Here is a 15325-nt window from a genome sequence, read left to right on the forward strand (position 1 = left end):
CTCCCCCACTCGATAATCGCGGTCAGCGCCGCTGAACAGCGGTAGCCGATCAGGCAGGACGTTTATTTTCGGTCCCTTTAACCAGCAAGGGGCCGGGGAGTTGAACGTCTTGAAGCCACACCTGCAAAGCACGGTATTTACGTTACTCGATCGCAACGCCAGCCAGCGCGAGATCCACAGGCTGACGGGGGTCGACCGCAAGACGATCCGGCGTTACCGGGCGCTGCGGGCTGGTACGGAGGCAAATTCCCCCGGGGAAGTGACCACCGGCCCGGTGAGCGCGGACGGCCAAATTCCTCCACCCCGACCACCGGCTTCTGGGGCATCGGGAGCGACGGCCGCCGGCAGCCTGGCCCGTTCGGCTTGCGAACCGCATCGGACGTGGATCGAAGAACAGGTCCGCCTGAAGCGGAATGCGCAGGCGATTTACCAGGACCTGGTCGATCAATTTGGCTTTCCGTCCAGCTACCAGAGCGTCAAGCGGTTTGTGCGCACGTTGCGACACAGCGATCCCGAGCAGTTTGATCGACTTGAGTTCCTCCCCGGCGAGGAGGCCCAGGTCGACTATGGCGAGGGCGCTCTGACGATTGATCCCAGGAGCGGCCGGTACCGCCGTCCCCGCCTGTTCGTGATGACGCTGCGCTACTCGCGGCGCAGCTTCCGGCGGGTGGTGTGGCAATCCAGCCAGCAAGTCTGGGCGCAGCTCCACGAAGAGGCGTTCCGGTATTTTGGCGGGGTCCCCAGCTATGTCGTGCTCGACAACCTGAAGGAAGGCGTCCTCAAGCCGGATTTGTACGAGCCCGAGCTCAACCCGATTTACAGCGCGATGCTGGCTCATTACGCCGTGGTCGCCGATCCCGCGCGGGTGGCCGATCCCAATCGGAAAGGATGCGTCGAGAGCGCGATTCAACATACCCAGGGCACCGCGCTGGCCGGACGGCGCTTCGAGACACTGGAAGCCCAGAACGAGTTCTTGAGGCACTGGGAGGAGAATTGGGCCTCCAAGCGAATCCACGGCAGCACGCGGCGTCAGGTCGAGGCGATGTTCCAGGAGGAGAAGCCCCACCTGCGGCCGTTGCCAGTGGCTGCCTTCCGCATCTTCACCGAGGTCGTTCGGACCGTCTGCGACGATACCACCGTGCGTGTTGATAGCAGCTATTACGCCGCGCGGCCTGCGCCCATCGGCAGCCAGGTCGTGGTGCGGATCTACGCCTCGACGATCGAGATCCGCGATCGCCACACCCATGCGCTGCTGCGTGTTCATCCCCGGATGGCGCATCCCGGTTCGGTCGTCCTGCCGACCAGCGAACGGCCGTTCAATCCGTCGCGGCAAACCGCGGTGCTGCTGGCGAGCGCCGAGCGCATCGGTCCGCAGACCAGGGCGCTCTGCCAGCAAGTGTTCGACACCGAGGGGCGCCCCGGACAGCGCGCGATGTGGGGCATTGTCGGGCTGAGCCGGAAGTATCCGGCACGGCTGGTCGAGCAGGCCTGCGCGCACGCCATCGGCAACCGCATCTACCGTTACAAGCACGTGCGTGCGACCGTCGAGCGGTTGTTCGAACAGGCGATCGCGCAGGTTGGAGCGACGCCACAGCCGGCATCGCCGCTCACCCAGGATCATCCGCTGATCCGCGCTCCAGCCGAATACGGCGATCTCTTCAGCCGTGCCGCGCGGCACGATGCCGGCGCCAATGGCCGGCAGGCCGAGGCTCACGACGACCGCGCCCCTGCAACCCGCGCTCGTGGCGCCTGCGCAACCCCGACCAGCTCCGGCGCCACGAGCGCTCCCGCGGCTTCTCACCTCAAACTGGAGACCAAACCACATGATGACCATGCCGGAAATTGAACGTTGCCTGCGACAGCTGCGCCTGTCGGGCGTTCGCGACACGCTGCAGACGCGTGTGCTGCAGGCGCAGGGCGCCAACCAGCCCTTCCTCGAGACCTTCTCCCTGATCCTGCAGGACGAACTGGACCGTCGTCAGTCCCGCCTTATCGAGCGACGATACCGGCAATCCGGGCTCGACGAAAAGCTCACGCTCGCCGAGTTCGACTGGTCCTTCAATCCCAAATTGCCGCGCCAAACCTGCTTCCAGCTCCACACCCTGGCGTTCATCGCCGCCGGCGAGAACGCGCTGCTCGTCGGCAAACCTGGCACCGGGAAGTCCCACATCGCCAAGGCGATTGCCTATCAGGCGATCCTGCAAAGCCACAAGGTCCAGTATCTTGAGACCGACGACTTCTTCCACCGCTACGTCCTGAACTCCCCGGCGCAACGCGAGGTCCGGCTGCGAACCATCATCGACTGCGATCTCCTCGTGCTGGACGATCTGTTCCTCGCCCGCGCCATCCCTGACGACGCCGGCGCCTTGCTGCAGACCCTGATCCATCAGCGCTACAAACTGCGCCGCAGCGTCATCGTCACCTCCAATCGCGTCGTGCAGGATTGGGGAACATACCTGGGGGACAACACCATGAGCACGACGATCCTCGATCGCCTGATGCATTATTGCCATCTGCTCGAGTTCGATGGACGAAGCTATCGGCTCAAAGAGGCCGCTGAAGCCCTTGCCCGGGAAACAATGTCAAACTAACAATCATCATGTCCTGCCTCGCGGGGTGGAGGAATTTGACTGACCACACCCGGAGGAATTTGAAGTGACCCGCGGGGGCCGAGGATCACATGCTGCTGCTTGGCAGAAAGACCGCGCGCGAACGTGTCGCGACATTTCTCCTTGAAATGGATCGCCGCCTTTCCGTCACGGGCACGATGGCGCTTCCAATGTGCCGAAGGGATATTGCTGACTATCTCGGCCTAACGCTGGAAACAGTTTCGCGCGCGCTTTCGCAACTCAACAGCGAAGGTGCGCTCGACTTTTCCGGTGCGCGCCAGATTGTGCTTCGGAATCGCCGTAAGCTGCACAACATCGATAGCTGATCTCTCAGGTTACGCCGCAACCGTGACGATCAATCGCAATGATCTTCATGGCAGCCGCTGATCGATAATCAATCGGCTCCCCTCCTGATGAGGCGCGAAATGGAGAATTGGCCATGGCCATTCGTGACGTCTTACTTCCGCTTCTCAACTATCCAGAGCCGACCGGCGAGGCCGCTATCGGCGCAGTCCTGGAATTGGCGGAAAGCCTGTCGAAACCCTGCGCCATCAACGGAACTTACAGGCAGATTCGCACGCGCATATCCGCACTTGTCCTGGAAACGGAGATCGAACCGGGACTGTACTTTGAGGGCGCCCACATCGGCGATTTCTTTGAAGCCGAAGCGAGAAAGAGTGCAACCAATGCCAAGGAGCTCGCAACAACATTCCAAAGGATCGCCGCAACTCACCCCGTTCTGACGGCATGCAGAATAGAAAGGCGCTATCCTTATGAGTGTCTCCGTCTTCTGGTAGAGGAAGCCCGCGTTCATCATATGACCGCGCTTCCTGTCCGACGAGACGATAGCCATTACCAGGACATCGCAGAGCGGCTGATTTTCGACGCCGGCCGTCCAGTCCTGATATTTCCGGAGCACTCCCCTCGTCCCTTGTCAAAATCGTTCAGCAGGATCGCGGTCGCGTGGGACGGCAGCAGGCCTGCGGCCCGCGCTGTCGGCGATGCCATGCCATTCCTGCGGCGCGCATCGCAGGTCCGTATCTTCTCAGCTACAGACGATAAACCTATGACGTCTGCGACGCGCGGACGTGAGATCGCGCAGCAACTCTCCTCGGAAGGCGTCGATGCCATTTACGAGGAGGTGAAGAAGACCAGCCAGCACACCATCGGCAGCTGTTTCGAAAACTACATAGCCAATCACAGGTCCGACCTCTTGGTCATGGGCGCCTACGGACATTCAAAGCTCCGGGAGTTCATTCTTGGCGGCGCGACACGATCGATTCTGATGAATCCACCGGGCTGGGTTATGCTGTCTCATTGAAAAGCGGCCGCTCTCCTTGGCAAGCTAGGGTTAGTAAACACAAAAAAATCCGGCCAGAATATCTGGCCGGATAGTTAGGTCCTTCAGCTCGATTGCCGGACCGGGAGGACGGGCGGCTTCCGCTTTTGGGGGGCGCTATTTGTTGAGCGGACAATCACCTTCGCTTTCGGGCCGAAACACCTGCGCGCCTGGAAGCGATTGCAGGATCGCAAAGAGGTCGCGTGGACCTTTGGATTCGGCGGGCGATTTTACTCGCCACAGCATCATGTCGTGCAGGACGCGACCATCGCGACGAATCTTGATACCCTTGTTGTAGAAATCGTTGACGGGAAGTTCGCGCATTTTCTGACCGACCTGAGCAGCAGCCTCGGTCCCCGTTGCTTCTACCGCCTTCAGGTAGTGTCTGACTGCTGCATAGGCGGCAGCGTGGTTCATGTTCGGCAAATTATTCCCCGGGAAGCGCTCCATGTAGCGCTTGGTCCAGGCTTTCGTGTCATCGTTCAGGTCATGATAGAACGACGCCGCTCCCAGCGTTTGCTGCGCGGTATCGAGACTCAATGCCTGGATATCGTTGACGAACAGCAACAGTCCGGCAAGCCTTTGACCTCCTTGCGCAAGGCCGAATTCGTGAGCCTGCTTGACCGCTGTCACGGTATCACCTCCGGCATTGGCCAGCCCCACGACGGACGCCCCCGACGCACGCGCCGCCATGAGATAAGAAGCGAAATCGGTCGAACCCAGCGGATGCCGCGCAGCTCCGAGCACCTTGCCCCCACCTGCTTCGACAAAGCGGGTCGTATCGCGCGTCAGAGCCTGGCCGAACGAATAGTCGGCGGCAATGAAAAACCAGGTCTTGCCGCCCTGCTCGACCACAGCCCTCGCCACGCTGGATGCAACACCGTAGGTGTCATAGGCCCATTGCGTCGTATTTGGTGAGCAGAGCTTCCCGGTAATGTCTGAAGAACCTGCGCCGGCGACCAGCAGCGTGCGGTCCTTATCCTTCACCACATTTAGAATCGCGACTGTGGATGCAGATCCGGTACCAGCCACGATCACATTCACGTTCTCCTGATCGATCCACTTCCGGGCAATTGCTCCGCCGATATCAGGCTTGTTCTGATCGTCACCGGTGATAATCTCGATCCGCTTGCCGAGAACCTTTCCGCCGGCGTCTTCTACCGCAAGCCTGGCCGCCTCGACGGTGCCTCGGCCCGCAACATACGAATAGATTCCATTCTGGTCCGTCAGAACCCCAATCTTTATGACATCACTGGATGTCTGCGCAACAACGCTACCGGTCGCCGCAAGAACCGCTGCCGCCGAAAGTAGACCAACCAAACGCATCACAATCTCTCCCTGTTCTAGCTTTATGTTTTGTTTCAGCAGCAAAGACTGCGCGCGACATCGCGCATCGCGCGCGAAGCCCTTTCGCCCAAGCTGACTGTCGTTAGATGTCTGAGGTTCTCAGCGTCCGAGCCGATCCAGTGCTCCGGATTTCAGTTGCTCGCGAAGCCTGAACTTCTGCACCTTGCCCGAGGCCGTAAGCGGAAACTCCGCGCAAATGAACCACTCCGTGGGCGTCTTGAACGGCGCGAGCTTTGCACGGCAGTGCGCCTGCAGTTCCGACACCGTCGGCGGCTTTGCCGGATCGGCGGCACGCACCGCCGCACCGATAACTTCTCCCCAGTGATCGTCGGGGATGCCGAATACGGCAACATCGGCCACTGCAGCGTGAGCGAACAGCTCGGCTTCGATTTCACGCGGATAGACGTTTTCTCCTCCGCGAATAATCATATCGCGCAAACGGCCGGTGATCTGAATGTATCCGCGGGCATCCATTGTCCCGAGATCGCCTGTACGCACCCAACCGTCGGCACCAACGGTGTCGGCAGTCGCTTCCGGCATGTCGAAATAGCCCATCATGGCTTGGTAGCCACGCGCCTGTATCTCGCCTTCGAGACCAGAGGCCAGAATCTCGCCGCTAGCCGGGTCAACGACCCTAACCTCAACCTGCCACAAGGGCCGGCCCGAACTGTTGGCTTTATCCTCGAGCGAATCGTTGGGCGAAGTCTGGCACACGATCGGGCTGAGTTCGGTCTGGCCATAGACCGGCGTAAGATCGCAACCGAGACCCTGCTCCACACGCCGCAACAACTCGACCGGCACAGGAGCTCCGCCGCACAATGCGGTGCGCAGCGACGAGAGATCGTAGTTGCTCTTGCGCTGCTGCTCTAGCAGCGCGATCAGCATGGTGGGGACACCAAGAGTGAGATCGCCCCGCTCCCGCTCGATCGCAGCCAACACCAGCTCCGGATCGAACAGCAGCGGCAGCACATAGGTCGAGCGCGTCGTCACACAGCCGAGGGCGCTCATGCCCGATCCCGCAGTGTGAAACAGCGGCAATGGACTCACGAACACGCCGTTGTCCAACCCGGCCCGGGCGGCAACATAGCTGGCATTGGTTACCAGCCCGCGATGGTGCAGCAACGCGCCCTTCGGCTCACCAGTTGTCCCCGACGTGTATTGAACCTGGGCGGGATCGCCCGGCTTCACCACAGGCAGCGTGCCCGTGCGGGCTTGTCCCCGCACCGCTGTTTGCCAGTTGGCCATACAGAATGTCGCGCGAACCTCATCGGAGACTTCACGCGCGATGCCCGCCATATCGGTGCCACGGAATTGATCCGCATGTATCAGTCCGACGGACTGTGACTGACGCAGTACATAGCGCAACTCGCCGACGCGCAGCGCCGGATTGGCAGTGACAAGCACGAGCCCGGCCAATGCTGCGCCGTACTGCACGATTACCCACTCTGGTACGTTGGGGGCCCATATGCAGATCCGCTCACCCGGCGTGTAACTCTCCAGTAGCCAGCGGGCGCAATCTTCGGCTTCGGCCAGCAACTCGGCATAAGTCCAGCGGCGGTCGGTAGCATCGGCACCGACCAGCGAGGCCATGCCCTTGGGCACGACCTCGACCAACGCAGTGCGGTCCGGCGCAGCGCGAGCGGCCTCGCGCAACGCATCGCCAGCCGTCAGATCCAGAATCGGACGCGACCTGTCTGCGGGCCAATAGGAATGCGTCATGATCACTCCTTTGGAATTGGGCCACCGCCGTTGGGCATCGGCCGACCGGAGTCCCGCCACTCGACCGCAGCGTGAAAACCGCGCTGCTCTGCGAATTCCTTGAACCAACGCCCTTCGGCCGAATGGCGGGTGACGCCATCGAATAGCGTTGCCAGCGTCTGCGTCGAGTTCAGACCCATGTTGTCCAAGGCCTGATTGACCATAAGCTTGTGCATCGCAAGGTGGTTGGTCGGCACCGAAGCGATACGGTCGGCAAGCGCTTCGACACGGGCGTCAAGCTGATCGGCCGGTACGGCTTCAAGCACGAGCCCCCACTCAGCGGCGGTGCGACCGTTGATCTTGTCGCCGGTGAACAGCATTCGCTTGGCGCGCTCAACCCCGAGGCGGTAGACCCACATCGCAGTCGTCGGGCAACCCCAGACGCGCGCCGGCATGTAGCCGATCTTGGCGTCCTCGGCCATGACAACGAGATCGCAGCTCAGAGCGATGTCGCTGCCGCCAGCGACGGCGTAACCGTGAATCTTGCAGATCGAAGGCGTCAAGGAGCGAAACAGCGTGAAGAAGTCGTCGGTATTGCGACGCATCCCCCGGTAGTCCCGCATCACGTCCCAGGAGGGGCTCTCCTGGTTCCACTCGCTGTTGCCTTCCTCAGCGAACTTCTTGAGGTCATAGCCCGCACAAAAGGCGGGACCATCTCCAGCGAGAATAATAACGTGGACATCCGGATCAGCATCTGCCCGTTCCACGGCGGCGCGAATTTCACGCGGCATGCGATCGTCAATAGCGTTCAGGCGGTCGGGGCGCGAAAGCGTGATGTAAGCCTTGCGGTCGCGCGTTTCATAACGAAGAGTCTGGAAGTCAGTCATCCGTAGTTGTTCCTGAGTTAAAGGGAAGGTTAAGTCGAGACGTTCGGCTTCTGCTCAAGCAGAATGCGAACCGCCCAAATCCATTCGTCGAGAAGACGGCCCCGGCGCGCGCGATCGTTGCGCAGCACACCGGCCAGCGCGAGGCCGCGCACGAATTCGGTCGTCAGCGCGACAACGACTGAGTAAGCCGGACGATCCTTCAAGGGCGCGAACAGATCGCTGACCACACGATCAAGATCGCGACGCGCGCGCCGTTCAGCGGTACGCAGCGCTGCCCGCAGCTGCGGATCAGCACGAGACACCGCCCATAGCTCCAGTTCGGCGAGATAAGCAGGCTGCGCAAACGCATCGGCAAGCGCACGCGTCGCACGATCGATCGGATCGGCGTTGTCGGTTAGTCCCGCCAGCGCTTTGCGTGCGGCAGCTTCGTTTCGGCAGACAAGCTCGTCGACCGTCGCCGCAAGCAGTTCTGCATGAGTCGGGAAGTGATGGAGCAACGCGCCCCGGCTAACGCCAGCGCGCTGCTGAACGGCCACAGTTGTCGTCGAGGCAGTTCCCTCCTCGACAAGAAGCGCAACCGCGGCATCGAGAATGCGCTTGTGGGTCGCTTCATGCTGGGAAGCGCGAATGGGAAGCTCGGATTTAGGCACGGTTTTCATGCTTCAGACCAAATTCCGTTGACAGTCAGATGTGACTGTCAATCGAATATACACAGTCACTACTGACTGTCAAATCGGAATGAAGGTTTCACCCAAGCGAGCGCTCGCCCACACGCGCCGGGTTGCTCATGAAATGCTGTTTGCTGATTTCGCAACGGTGAGCAGTCAAGCCGAGGGGCGCTTTTTTGCGCCGTCGCGCGAACAGGCTTGATGGTCACATTTTCGGAGCACACGGCCGGCATCGGCTATACGGGCAGGCGTCGACGAGCGGGGGACGCGGCGGACTTCTTTATATCAGTCGGAATGCTGGAACAGGTTGCGGCCGTCACCATCCCGATCACCCGAAACGGCCGTGCGCGTGACCGGATATCGGGCCAAAACCGCGGAAATCCGCTTGAATGACCTGCCTGTAAGTTATTGATTTTATTGGTCGGAGTGGCAGGATTTGAACCTGCGACCCCTGCGTCCCGAACCTATCAGTTCACTTGCAAGTGTTTGATATTGCTACGTCTGTATTCAACAACACCGACAAATAGGCACGAAAACTCCCCGAAGGATCAAGAACGCGGCGAACGTTGGCTTACCGTAGTCTTACCATCTTGGCAGGTATGTATGATAGTGTAATGCATAAGTCCTGCCAAAGATGACGCAATAGATGAAAAAGACACAACACGAAGCTCACGATCGCCAAAGGTTGCTTACCTTTGCCCAGAGGCTCAATCGAATGTTGCAAGAGAGGCATTGGTCAGGAGCAGACCTTGCTCGCGAGGCTAGCAAGTTTGTTCCGGACGCCCATCGCAAACGGAACGGCAAGCGTCACGTCATCGGACGGCACATTGTTTCTGCTTATTGTAGAGCGGAGAACGAGCCGAGCAGCGCTAACCTCTCATATATAGCCAGAGCCTTAGGAGTAGAACCAAGCGAACTGCTGCTGCCGAGAAATAGAGTCCTGTTAAAACCGCAGGTTCAAGCTATCACCTCCCTCGATGGGAAGACTCGCTTGATAGTTGATGCTGAACTAGACACCGAATTGGCGATGAATTTGATCCAGCAAATTCGCGATTCGTTCAACCGAACTTAGTACGAGCTTCGCGCGAAGCAATTTTCTACGAAGTTGCTTTCAGCGTCGGCGAGAGCAGTCCCTCTCGAACGAGTTCCAAAATCTTTATGCCAGTCTCTGCGTCGACCTCGGCGTCAACGACTATCCGCGTACGCCCATCAAGAGTACTGGTCGCCTGAGCGAAGTTGGGGCACTCCCCCTCTGCCAGAGCCGGAGGTAGCAGTTCCTCCGGCTTCATCCCGAACACCTTAGAAATATATAAAAGGTTCTTCTGGGTCGGTTCGTTCGCACCACGCATATAGGCACTCGGCAAATGTCGCCCGATCAGAGTGCCTTCCGGCGCGTGCTTCTGCATCTCTCTGGCCAGATCGGCTGCTGTCCAGCCTTTCTCCAGCGACAATTTTTCCAGCAGCTTACCGAAGGCCACAAGGCGCGCATTATTGGTCGATGCTGTGTCTCTATTCGCCACTCGCCGCCCCTGACTTCATGCATTGTGAAGGCGGCGATTTCTGCGATCCAATAGGCGCACTTTGGCGAGGTACGCTGCGATACGGTAATCTTACCGTAGTCTTACCCTCAGCGCTCGGAACGCAGTGCTCGCCACCTTATAAGTATTTGATTTTAAACATGATTTTGGTCGGAGTGGCAGGATTTGAACCTGCGACCCCTGCGTCCCGAACGCAGTGCTCTACCGGGCTGAGCCACACTCCGACATGGGCGCCGGTATAGCGTCGGCTCTCGCAGATCGCAAGAAGCTGTATAAGGGGACAACCCCTTCCGGAAACGCCACCCATGGCGCGGCTCACGCAATGAAACTCGATTTGAATACAGCGATAATCCCGGCCGATGGAGCAGCAGATACCGCCGCGCGCTGCCTTGAGGGCGGCGGACTTGTCGCGTTTCCGACCGAAACCGTCTACGGCCTTGGCGCTGATGCGACCAATGCCCGCGCCGTCGCCCGGCTTTACGAGGCGAAGGGCCGCCCCTCCTTCAATCCCCTGATCGCCCATGTCTGCGATTTAACGGCCGCACGGCAGATCGCCCGTTTCGACGACAAAAGCCTTCGGCTCGCGGAAACCTTCTGGCCGGGGCCACTGACGCTGGTCTTGCCCAAGACTTCCACCTGTCCGGTTTCGGATCTTGCCACCGCGGGACTTGAGACCATCGCTGTGCGCATCCCAGCCCACCCGGCAGCGCGCGATATTCTGCGCGCCTTCGGAAAGCCTGTGGTTGCGCCATCGGCCAACATCTCCGGCCACGTCTCGCCGACAACTGCAGAGCATGTCCTGGGCGACCTCGCCGGGCGCATCGATCTGATCGTGGACGGCGGGCCGGTTTCTGTCGGCGTCGAATCGACCATCGTCGGCTGTTTCGAGACGCCGTTGCTGCTGCGGCCCGGCGGTCTCCCCCGCGAGGACATTGAGCGGGTGCTGGGCCAAAAGCTTGCGCGGATGCCGGACGAACCCGGCACATCGGAAACTCATCCGCTCGCACCGGGCATGCTGGCCTCGCACTATGCGCCGCGTACGCCGGTTCGGCTCAACGCGCTCAAACTGGAATCCGGCGAAGCGCTGCTGGCGTTCGGGCCTGACATCATCCCTGACTCCGGGCGGGCCATCGCCATGAATTTGTCGGAAGCCGGCGATCTGGTGGAGGCCGCCGCGAATCTTTTCAGCTATCTTCGCGAACTCGACACGAGAGGTTCTCGCGCCATCGCGGTGATGCCGGTTCCGCATGAAGGGCTCGGCGAGGCTATCAACGATCGCCTGCAACGCGCCGCCGTTCCGCGAAGCTGATCACGTCAGGATTTTGGGCAAGAACAAAGAAAAGAACATGAATATCGTGCAGCCACCGCCGTCCGTTCTTTCGCCCGAGTTGCTGGCCCGCTTCGTGGCGATTGTCGGCGACAAATACGCGGTCACCGATCCGCATGAAGCTGCGCCCTACCTGACTGAAGAGCGGGGCCTGTTTCAGGGGCACTCGCCGCTCGTGCTCCGGCCCGGCTCGACAGCGGAGGTTGCGGCGATCTGCAAACTCGCCAGCGAGACCCGGACGGCATTGGTCCCGCAGGGCGGCAACACCGGCCTCGTCGGCGGACAGACGCCGCACAACGGCGAAGTCGTGGTCTCGACACGGCGACTCGACAAGATCCGCGCGGTCGATACGCAGTCCAACGCGATGACCGTCGAAGCCGGCGTGATCCTCGCCAACGCGCAGCAACGCGCAACCGATGCAGACCGGCTGTTTCCCCTGTCGCTGGGCGCGGAAGGCAGTTGCACCATCGGCGGAAATCTCTCCACCAATGCCGGCGGCATCGCCGCGCTGGCCTATGGCGTCGCGCGCGACCTCGTACTCGGGCTTGAAGTCGTGCTCGCCGACGGGCGCATCATGCACGGCCTGTCGAGCCTGAAGAAAGACAATACTGGCTACGATCTGCGCGATCTCTTCATCGGCGCGGAAGGCACCCTGGGCTTCATCACTGCCGCAACGCTGAAGATGTTTCCGAAGCCGCGCTCCGTCGAGACGGCGTTCGCCGCCATTGCTTCCCCGGAAGATGCGCTCACGCTGCTGGACATCTCCCGCAGTATCGCAGCAGGAAACCTGACCAGCTTCGAACTGATCCCGCAAATCGCCATCGACTTCGTGGTGAAGCACGGCCCCTCGATCCGTGCGCCGTTACCGGGCCAGCATGCGTGGTACGTGCTGATGGAAATCTCCTCACCCCGAGACGATGCCCGCGACACCATCGAAGCGATCCTGACCAACGGCATGGAAGGCGGCATCGTCAACGACGCGGTGATCGCCGCCAATCTCGATCAGCGCAATGCGTTCTGGAAACTGCGCGAGGTGATTTCGCCAGCACAGAAGCCTGAGGGCGGATCGATCAAGCACGATATTTCCGTGCCGGTCGCTGCCGTACCCGATTTTCTGCGCGAAGCCGATGCTGCCGTGCTCAAACTGATCCCCGGTGCGCGTCCTTTCGCCTTCGGTCATCTCGGCGACGGCAATATTCACTACAACGTCAGCCAGCCGATCGGGGCCGACACGGCAGCATATCTTGCCCGGTGGCATGAGATGAACGACGTGGTGCATGCGGTCGTCGCAAAGCATGGCGGATCGATTTCCGCCGAGCACGGCATTGGAGTACTGAAGCGCGATGAACTCCCGAATGTAAAAGATCCCGTCGCGCTCGACATCATGCGCTCGATCAAAAAAATGCTCGATCCGAACAACATCATGAACCCGGGCAAGGTGTTGTGAGCGAACCACCCGTTCCGAAAAGCAATCTGGCCGTCGCAGCCGTGGAGGACGCCGACATTCCGGCGATCGTCGCGTTGTGGGAGCGCTGCGAACTGACGCGCTCCTGGAATGACCCACACTCAGACATCGTCCGTGCACGGCAAGGATCGAGTTCAGACGTTCTGGTCGGACGCGATGGAAACACCATCGTCGCAACCGTGATGGTCGGCCACGACGGACACCGTGGCTGGGTCTACTACGTCGCCGTGGATCCTGATCATCACAAAAATGGGTACGGGCGCGCGATCATGGCGGCAGCTGAAGACTGGTTACGCACACGCGGCATCGAGAAGCTTCAATTGCTCGTGCGCGCGGACAACACCCGCGTGCAGGCATTTTACGAAACACTCGATTACAATCAGCAGGAACGCGTCGTCTACGCGAAATGGCTCGACGGCCGCCCGATGACGCCCTGACTACAACTCTCCGGCAAATTTTGGGGACCTGCATGAGCGTGAGCGACCGCATTCGCATCAAAGATATCCGACTGCTCTCTGACAACAGATACAAGCTGCGGACGACAACCTTCGACTGGCGGCGCTCCAGCGGCGAATGGCAGACACTGCATCGCGAAACCTTCGATCGCGGCGATGGTGTCGCGATTCTTCCCTATAACCTTGCGCGCCGGACCGTGCTCCTGATCCGGCAATTCCGCTATCCTACCTATGCCAATGGATATGATGACCTGCTGGTCGAAGCACCGGCCGGTTCGCTGGACGATGCCGCACCGGAAGCGCGTGTCCGCTCCGAGGCGGAAGAGGAGATCGGCTATCGCCTTGGCCCCGTCCAAAAGATCTTCGAAGCCTTCACCAGTCCGGGCGCGGTCACCGAAAAACTTCACTTCTTCGTCGCGGAATATCAGCCCGACATGAAGATCGGAAACGGCGGCGGCCTAGCCCACGAAGGCGAGGATATCGAGACGCTCGAACTGCCGTTTGCCGAGGCGCTCGCGATGATCGCGAACGGCCGTATAATCGACGCCAAGACGATTATGCTGCTACAATACGCGGCCCTGAACATTTTCCGCGACCCTCCCGCAACGTGATCGAGGCCAAGAGCCTCAGAACAACGAGCCCTGACCGTTGTCCTCGGGCGCAGAGACCTTGGCCTTTCTTGGCGACTCTTTCGGTTGTTTGCGGCTCGCAGCCTCGGCAATCGCGATGTCCTCTTCGCTGCACGGCAGGATCAGGTCCGCACTGTCGTTGGCCACGCGATTGACCGCTGTTGAGACCTCGTGCCAGACGAACGTCCCTCTCGGCGGAGCGACCATCATGTCCACCGCCTCGTCCGCCTCGGTCACGCTGCCGTCGAGCCAGCGATCGAAGTCCGGCGGATCGATCGTCACCGGAACGCGCTCGTGCAGCGCAGCCATTTCCGGGCTCGCCGCGGCCGTGACAATGGCCACGGTGTCGACCTCCTCGCCATTCGGCCCTGTCCAGGTTTCGGCAACACCGGCAAGGGCGACCGGCTCGCCGTCACGACGGCGAATGAAAAACGGACGCTTGCGCGCCGGCGACGCCTGCCACTCGTAATATCCGTCCGCCGGAAGAAGACACCGCCGCCGCTTGATGGCGTTGCGGAACGACGGTTTTTCCAGAACCGTTTCGGCGCGCGCATTGATGATGAGCGCGAACGTGCGGGGGTCTTTCACCCACGACGGCAGGAAACCCCAGCGCATCAGCCGAAACTGACGGGCGCCATTCTCGAGCACAACCACCGGTACCGGCTGGGTCGGAGCGACGTTATACCGCGGCGGAAAATTGGGTTGCTCGCTGTAGCCGAACAGGCGGCGCAGCGCTTCAGGACTAGACGCAATTACGTATCGCCCGCACATAAAAAGACTCGAAATACGTCATCTGCGGTGGAAAATGACACATAAGTAAAACTTGTTCAGCCACCTTTAACTTCAGATGCTCAAACATCCACGACGATGTCGAAATCAGCCTTGCAAGAAATGCCCCCCACCGACGATGCGGCCGCCCACGCCCAGCGCCTGATTGAGGCCAACATCAATCCCCGCACCGGGCTGGCGACCGATTACCTGAATCATTTCAATGAGGCGATCATGCTTCTCGAAATGGTCCCGGATCTCCCCGAATGCATCGACGACTTCCTCGGCTGGGAGCCCATGAGCTATCGCGAGCACTTCGCGGCCTCGAATTTCAAGGCCCGCGATCTCGCCATCAGCGCTTATGATTCGAGCGACCCTGCCCTGCGCACCGAGTTCGACAACATTACCACGACCATGACCTCGATCCTGACGTCGGTGGGCGCGGCCATGCGTCAGGCCCGGCATGACGAAACCCGCGCCATCCTCGCCGAACAGGCCGCGGGCTGGATCAAGCCCCTCGTCACCCTGGCGGGGGCCATGATCAACGGCGGCAGCAGCGACGCTGACGACGTCGACCAGATCATGAACCGCTGAC

15 protein-coding genes, 1 tRNA gene and 1 pseudogene are annotated in these 15325 nt (G+C 60.6%); 10 read left to right on the plus strand and 7 right to left on the minus strand.

Going from position 1 to position 15325, the window contains the following annotated elements; all coding sequences use genetic code 11:
* Positions 1-64 precede the first annotated feature (64 nt).
* The 4 genes and pseudogenes from istA to BN32_RS12675 all read left to right on the plus strand — a co-directional run bounded on the left by istA (position 65) and on the right by BN32_RS12675 (position 3930).
* Positions 65-1846 (plus strand): IS21 family transposase, encoded by a 1782-nt coding sequence (istA, locus tag BN32_RS12660; protein ID WP_156946972.1) that lies wholly within the window; start codon positions 65-67, stop codon positions 1844-1846.
* Positions 1824-2591: an IS21-like element IS1631 family helper ATPase IstB gene (gene istB, locus BN32_RS12665; RefSeq protein ID WP_019200278.1), complete on the plus strand. Its 768-nt coding sequence runs from the start codon at positions 1824-1826 to the stop codon at positions 2589-2591. The genes istA and istB overlap by 23 nt, the downstream gene beginning before the upstream one ends.
* A 77-nt stretch (positions 2592-2668) precedes the next feature.
* Positions 2669-2935 (plus strand): annotated as a pseudogene (locus BN32_RS12670) (helix-turn-helix domain-containing protein); the annotation flags it as partial.
* Between the two features lie 113 nt (positions 2936-3048).
* Positions 3049-3930 (plus strand): universal stress protein, encoded by an 882-nt coding sequence (locus BN32_RS12675; protein WP_019198580.1) that lies wholly within the window; start codon positions 3049-3051, stop codon positions 3928-3930.
* A 135-nt stretch (positions 3931-4065) separates the two neighbouring features.
* Here BN32_RS12675 and BN32_RS12680 read toward each other — a convergent pair whose 3' ends face one another.
* The 4 genes from BN32_RS12680 to BN32_RS12695 all read right to left on the minus strand — a co-directional run bounded on the left by BN32_RS12680 (position 4066) and on the right by BN32_RS12695 (position 8539).
* Positions 4066-5319, minus strand: a complete 1254-nt coding sequence (locus BN32_RS12680; RefSeq protein ID WP_244438139.1) for an ABC transporter substrate-binding protein — start codon at positions 5317-5319, stop codon at positions 4066-4068.
* 75 nt (positions 5320-5394) lie between these two features.
* Positions 5395-7014, minus strand: a complete 1620-nt coding sequence (locus BN32_RS12685; RefSeq protein WP_040425679.1) for an AMP-binding protein — start codon at positions 7012-7014, stop codon at positions 5395-5397.
* A gap of 2 nt (positions 7015-7016) precedes the next feature.
* Positions 7017-7880 carry a crotonase/enoyl-CoA hydratase family protein gene (locus tag BN32_RS12690; protein WP_019198583.1) on the minus strand — a complete coding sequence of 288 codons (864 nt, stop codon included), beginning with the start codon at positions 7878-7880 and terminating at the stop codon, positions 7017-7019.
* Positions 7881-7909: 29 nt separating this feature from the next.
* A complete protein-coding gene (locus BN32_RS12695) occupies positions 7910-8539 on the minus strand; it encodes a TetR/AcrR family transcriptional regulator (protein ID WP_019198584.1) in 630 nt (209 codons plus the stop codon).
* Between the two features lie 655 nt (positions 8540-9194).
* On the opposite strand from BN32_RS12695, the gene BN32_RS12705 reads away from it, so the two are divergent.
* A complete protein-coding gene (locus BN32_RS12705) occupies positions 9195-9620 on the plus strand; it encodes a transcriptional regulator (protein WP_019198587.1) in 426 nt (141 codons plus the stop codon).
* A gap of 25 nt (positions 9621-9645) precedes the next feature.
* On the opposite strand, the gene BN32_RS12710 is transcribed toward BN32_RS12705, so the two are convergent.
* Both BN32_RS12710 and BN32_RS12715 read right to left on the minus strand, forming a co-directional pair.
* Positions 9646-10068: a helix-turn-helix domain-containing protein gene (locus BN32_RS12710; protein WP_152343825.1), complete on the minus strand. Its 423-nt coding sequence runs from the start codon at positions 10066-10068 to the stop codon at positions 9646-9648.
* 165 nt (positions 10069-10233) lie between these two features.
* Positions 10234-10310, minus strand: a tRNA-Pro gene (locus BN32_RS12715).
* Positions 10311-10408: 98 nt separating this feature from the next.
* Between BN32_RS12715 and BN32_RS12720 the strand changes: the two genes are divergently transcribed.
* Genes BN32_RS12720 through BN32_RS12735 form a run of 4 tightly spaced genes read left to right on the plus strand, consistent with a single transcriptional unit; the run spans position 10409 to position 13944 of the window.
* Positions 10409-11395, plus strand: a complete 987-nt coding sequence (locus BN32_RS12720; protein WP_019198589.1) for an L-threonylcarbamoyladenylate synthase — start codon at positions 10409-10411, stop codon at positions 11393-11395.
* Positions 11396-11432: 37 nt separating this feature from the next.
* Positions 11433-12860, plus strand: coding sequence for an FAD-binding oxidoreductase (locus BN32_RS12725; protein ID WP_040426420.1), 1428 nt, complete (start codon positions 11433-11435; stop codon positions 12858-12860).
* Positions 12857-13315, plus strand: coding sequence for a GNAT family acetyltransferase (locus BN32_RS12730; RefSeq protein ID WP_019198591.1), 459 nt, complete (start codon positions 12857-12859; stop codon positions 13313-13315). The genes BN32_RS12725 and BN32_RS12730 overlap by 4 nt, the downstream gene beginning before the upstream one ends.
* Before the next feature lie 32 nt (positions 13316-13347).
* Positions 13348-13944, plus strand: coding sequence for an NUDIX domain-containing protein (locus BN32_RS12735; protein WP_019198592.1), 597 nt, complete (start codon positions 13348-13350; stop codon positions 13942-13944).
* A gap of 15 nt (positions 13945-13959) precedes the next feature.
* Here the strand turns inward: BN32_RS12735 and BN32_RS12740 are convergent, their stop codons facing one another.
* Positions 13960-14733, minus strand: coding sequence for an SOS response-associated peptidase (locus BN32_RS12740; RefSeq protein ID WP_019198593.1), 774 nt, complete (start codon positions 14731-14733; stop codon positions 13960-13962).
* A 120-nt stretch (positions 14734-14853) separates the two neighbouring features.
* Here BN32_RS12740 and BN32_RS12745 point away from each other — a divergent pair, with 120 nt between their 5' ends.
* Positions 14854-15324 carry a hypothetical protein gene (locus BN32_RS12745; protein ID WP_019198594.1) on the plus strand — a complete coding sequence of 157 codons (471 nt, stop codon included), beginning with the start codon at positions 14854-14856 and terminating at the stop codon, positions 15322-15324.
* Position 15325: the final 1 nt, after the last annotated feature.

Source organism: Afipia birgiae 34632 (assembly GCF_000308295.2).
In the GTDB taxonomy this organism is placed as follows: Bacteria; Pseudomonadota; Alphaproteobacteria; order Rhizobiales; family Xanthobacteraceae; genus Afipia; species Afipia birgiae.

Bases quoted from the DNA above. Each gene is read 5' to 3' on its own strand.
- istB (WP_019200278.1), top strand. From the start codon at position 1,824: ATGATGACCATGCCGGAAATTGAACGTTGCCTGCGACAGCTGCGCCTG.
- BN32_RS12675 (WP_019198580.1), top strand. From the start codon at position 3,049: ATGGCCATTCGTGACGTCTTACTTCCGCTTCTCAACTATCCAGAGCCG.
- BN32_RS12685 (WP_040425679.1), bottom strand. From the start codon at position 7,014: ATGACGCATTCCTATTGGCCCGCAGACAGGTCGCGTCCGATTCTGGAT.
- BN32_RS12690 (WP_019198583.1), bottom strand. From the start codon at position 7,880: ATGACTGACTTCCAGACTCTTCGTTATGAAACGCGCGACCGCAAGGCT.
- BN32_RS12695 (WP_019198584.1), bottom strand. From the start codon at position 8,539: ATGAAAACCGTGCCTAAATCCGAGCTTCCCATTCGCGCTTCCCAGCAT.
- BN32_RS12705 (WP_019198587.1), top strand. From the start codon at position 9,195: ATGAAAAAGACACAACACGAAGCTCACGATCGCCAAAGGTTGCTTACC.
- BN32_RS12720 (WP_019198589.1), top strand. From the start codon at position 10,409: ATGAAACTCGATTTGAATACAGCGATAATCCCGGCCGATGGAGCAGCA.
- BN32_RS12725 (WP_040426420.1), top strand. From the start codon at position 11,433: ATGAATATCGTGCAGCCACCGCCGTCCGTTCTTTCGCCCGAGTTGCTG.
- BN32_RS12735 (WP_019198592.1), top strand. From the start codon at position 13,348: ATGAGCGTGAGCGACCGCATTCGCATCAAAGATATCCGACTGCTCTCT.
- BN32_RS12740 (WP_019198593.1), bottom strand. From the start codon at position 14,733: ATGTGCGGGCGATACGTAATTGCGTCTAGTCCTGAAGCGCTGCGCCGC.
- BN32_RS12745 (WP_019198594.1), top strand. From the start codon at position 14,854: ATGCCCCCCACCGACGATGCGGCCGCCCACGCCCAGCGCCTGATTGAG.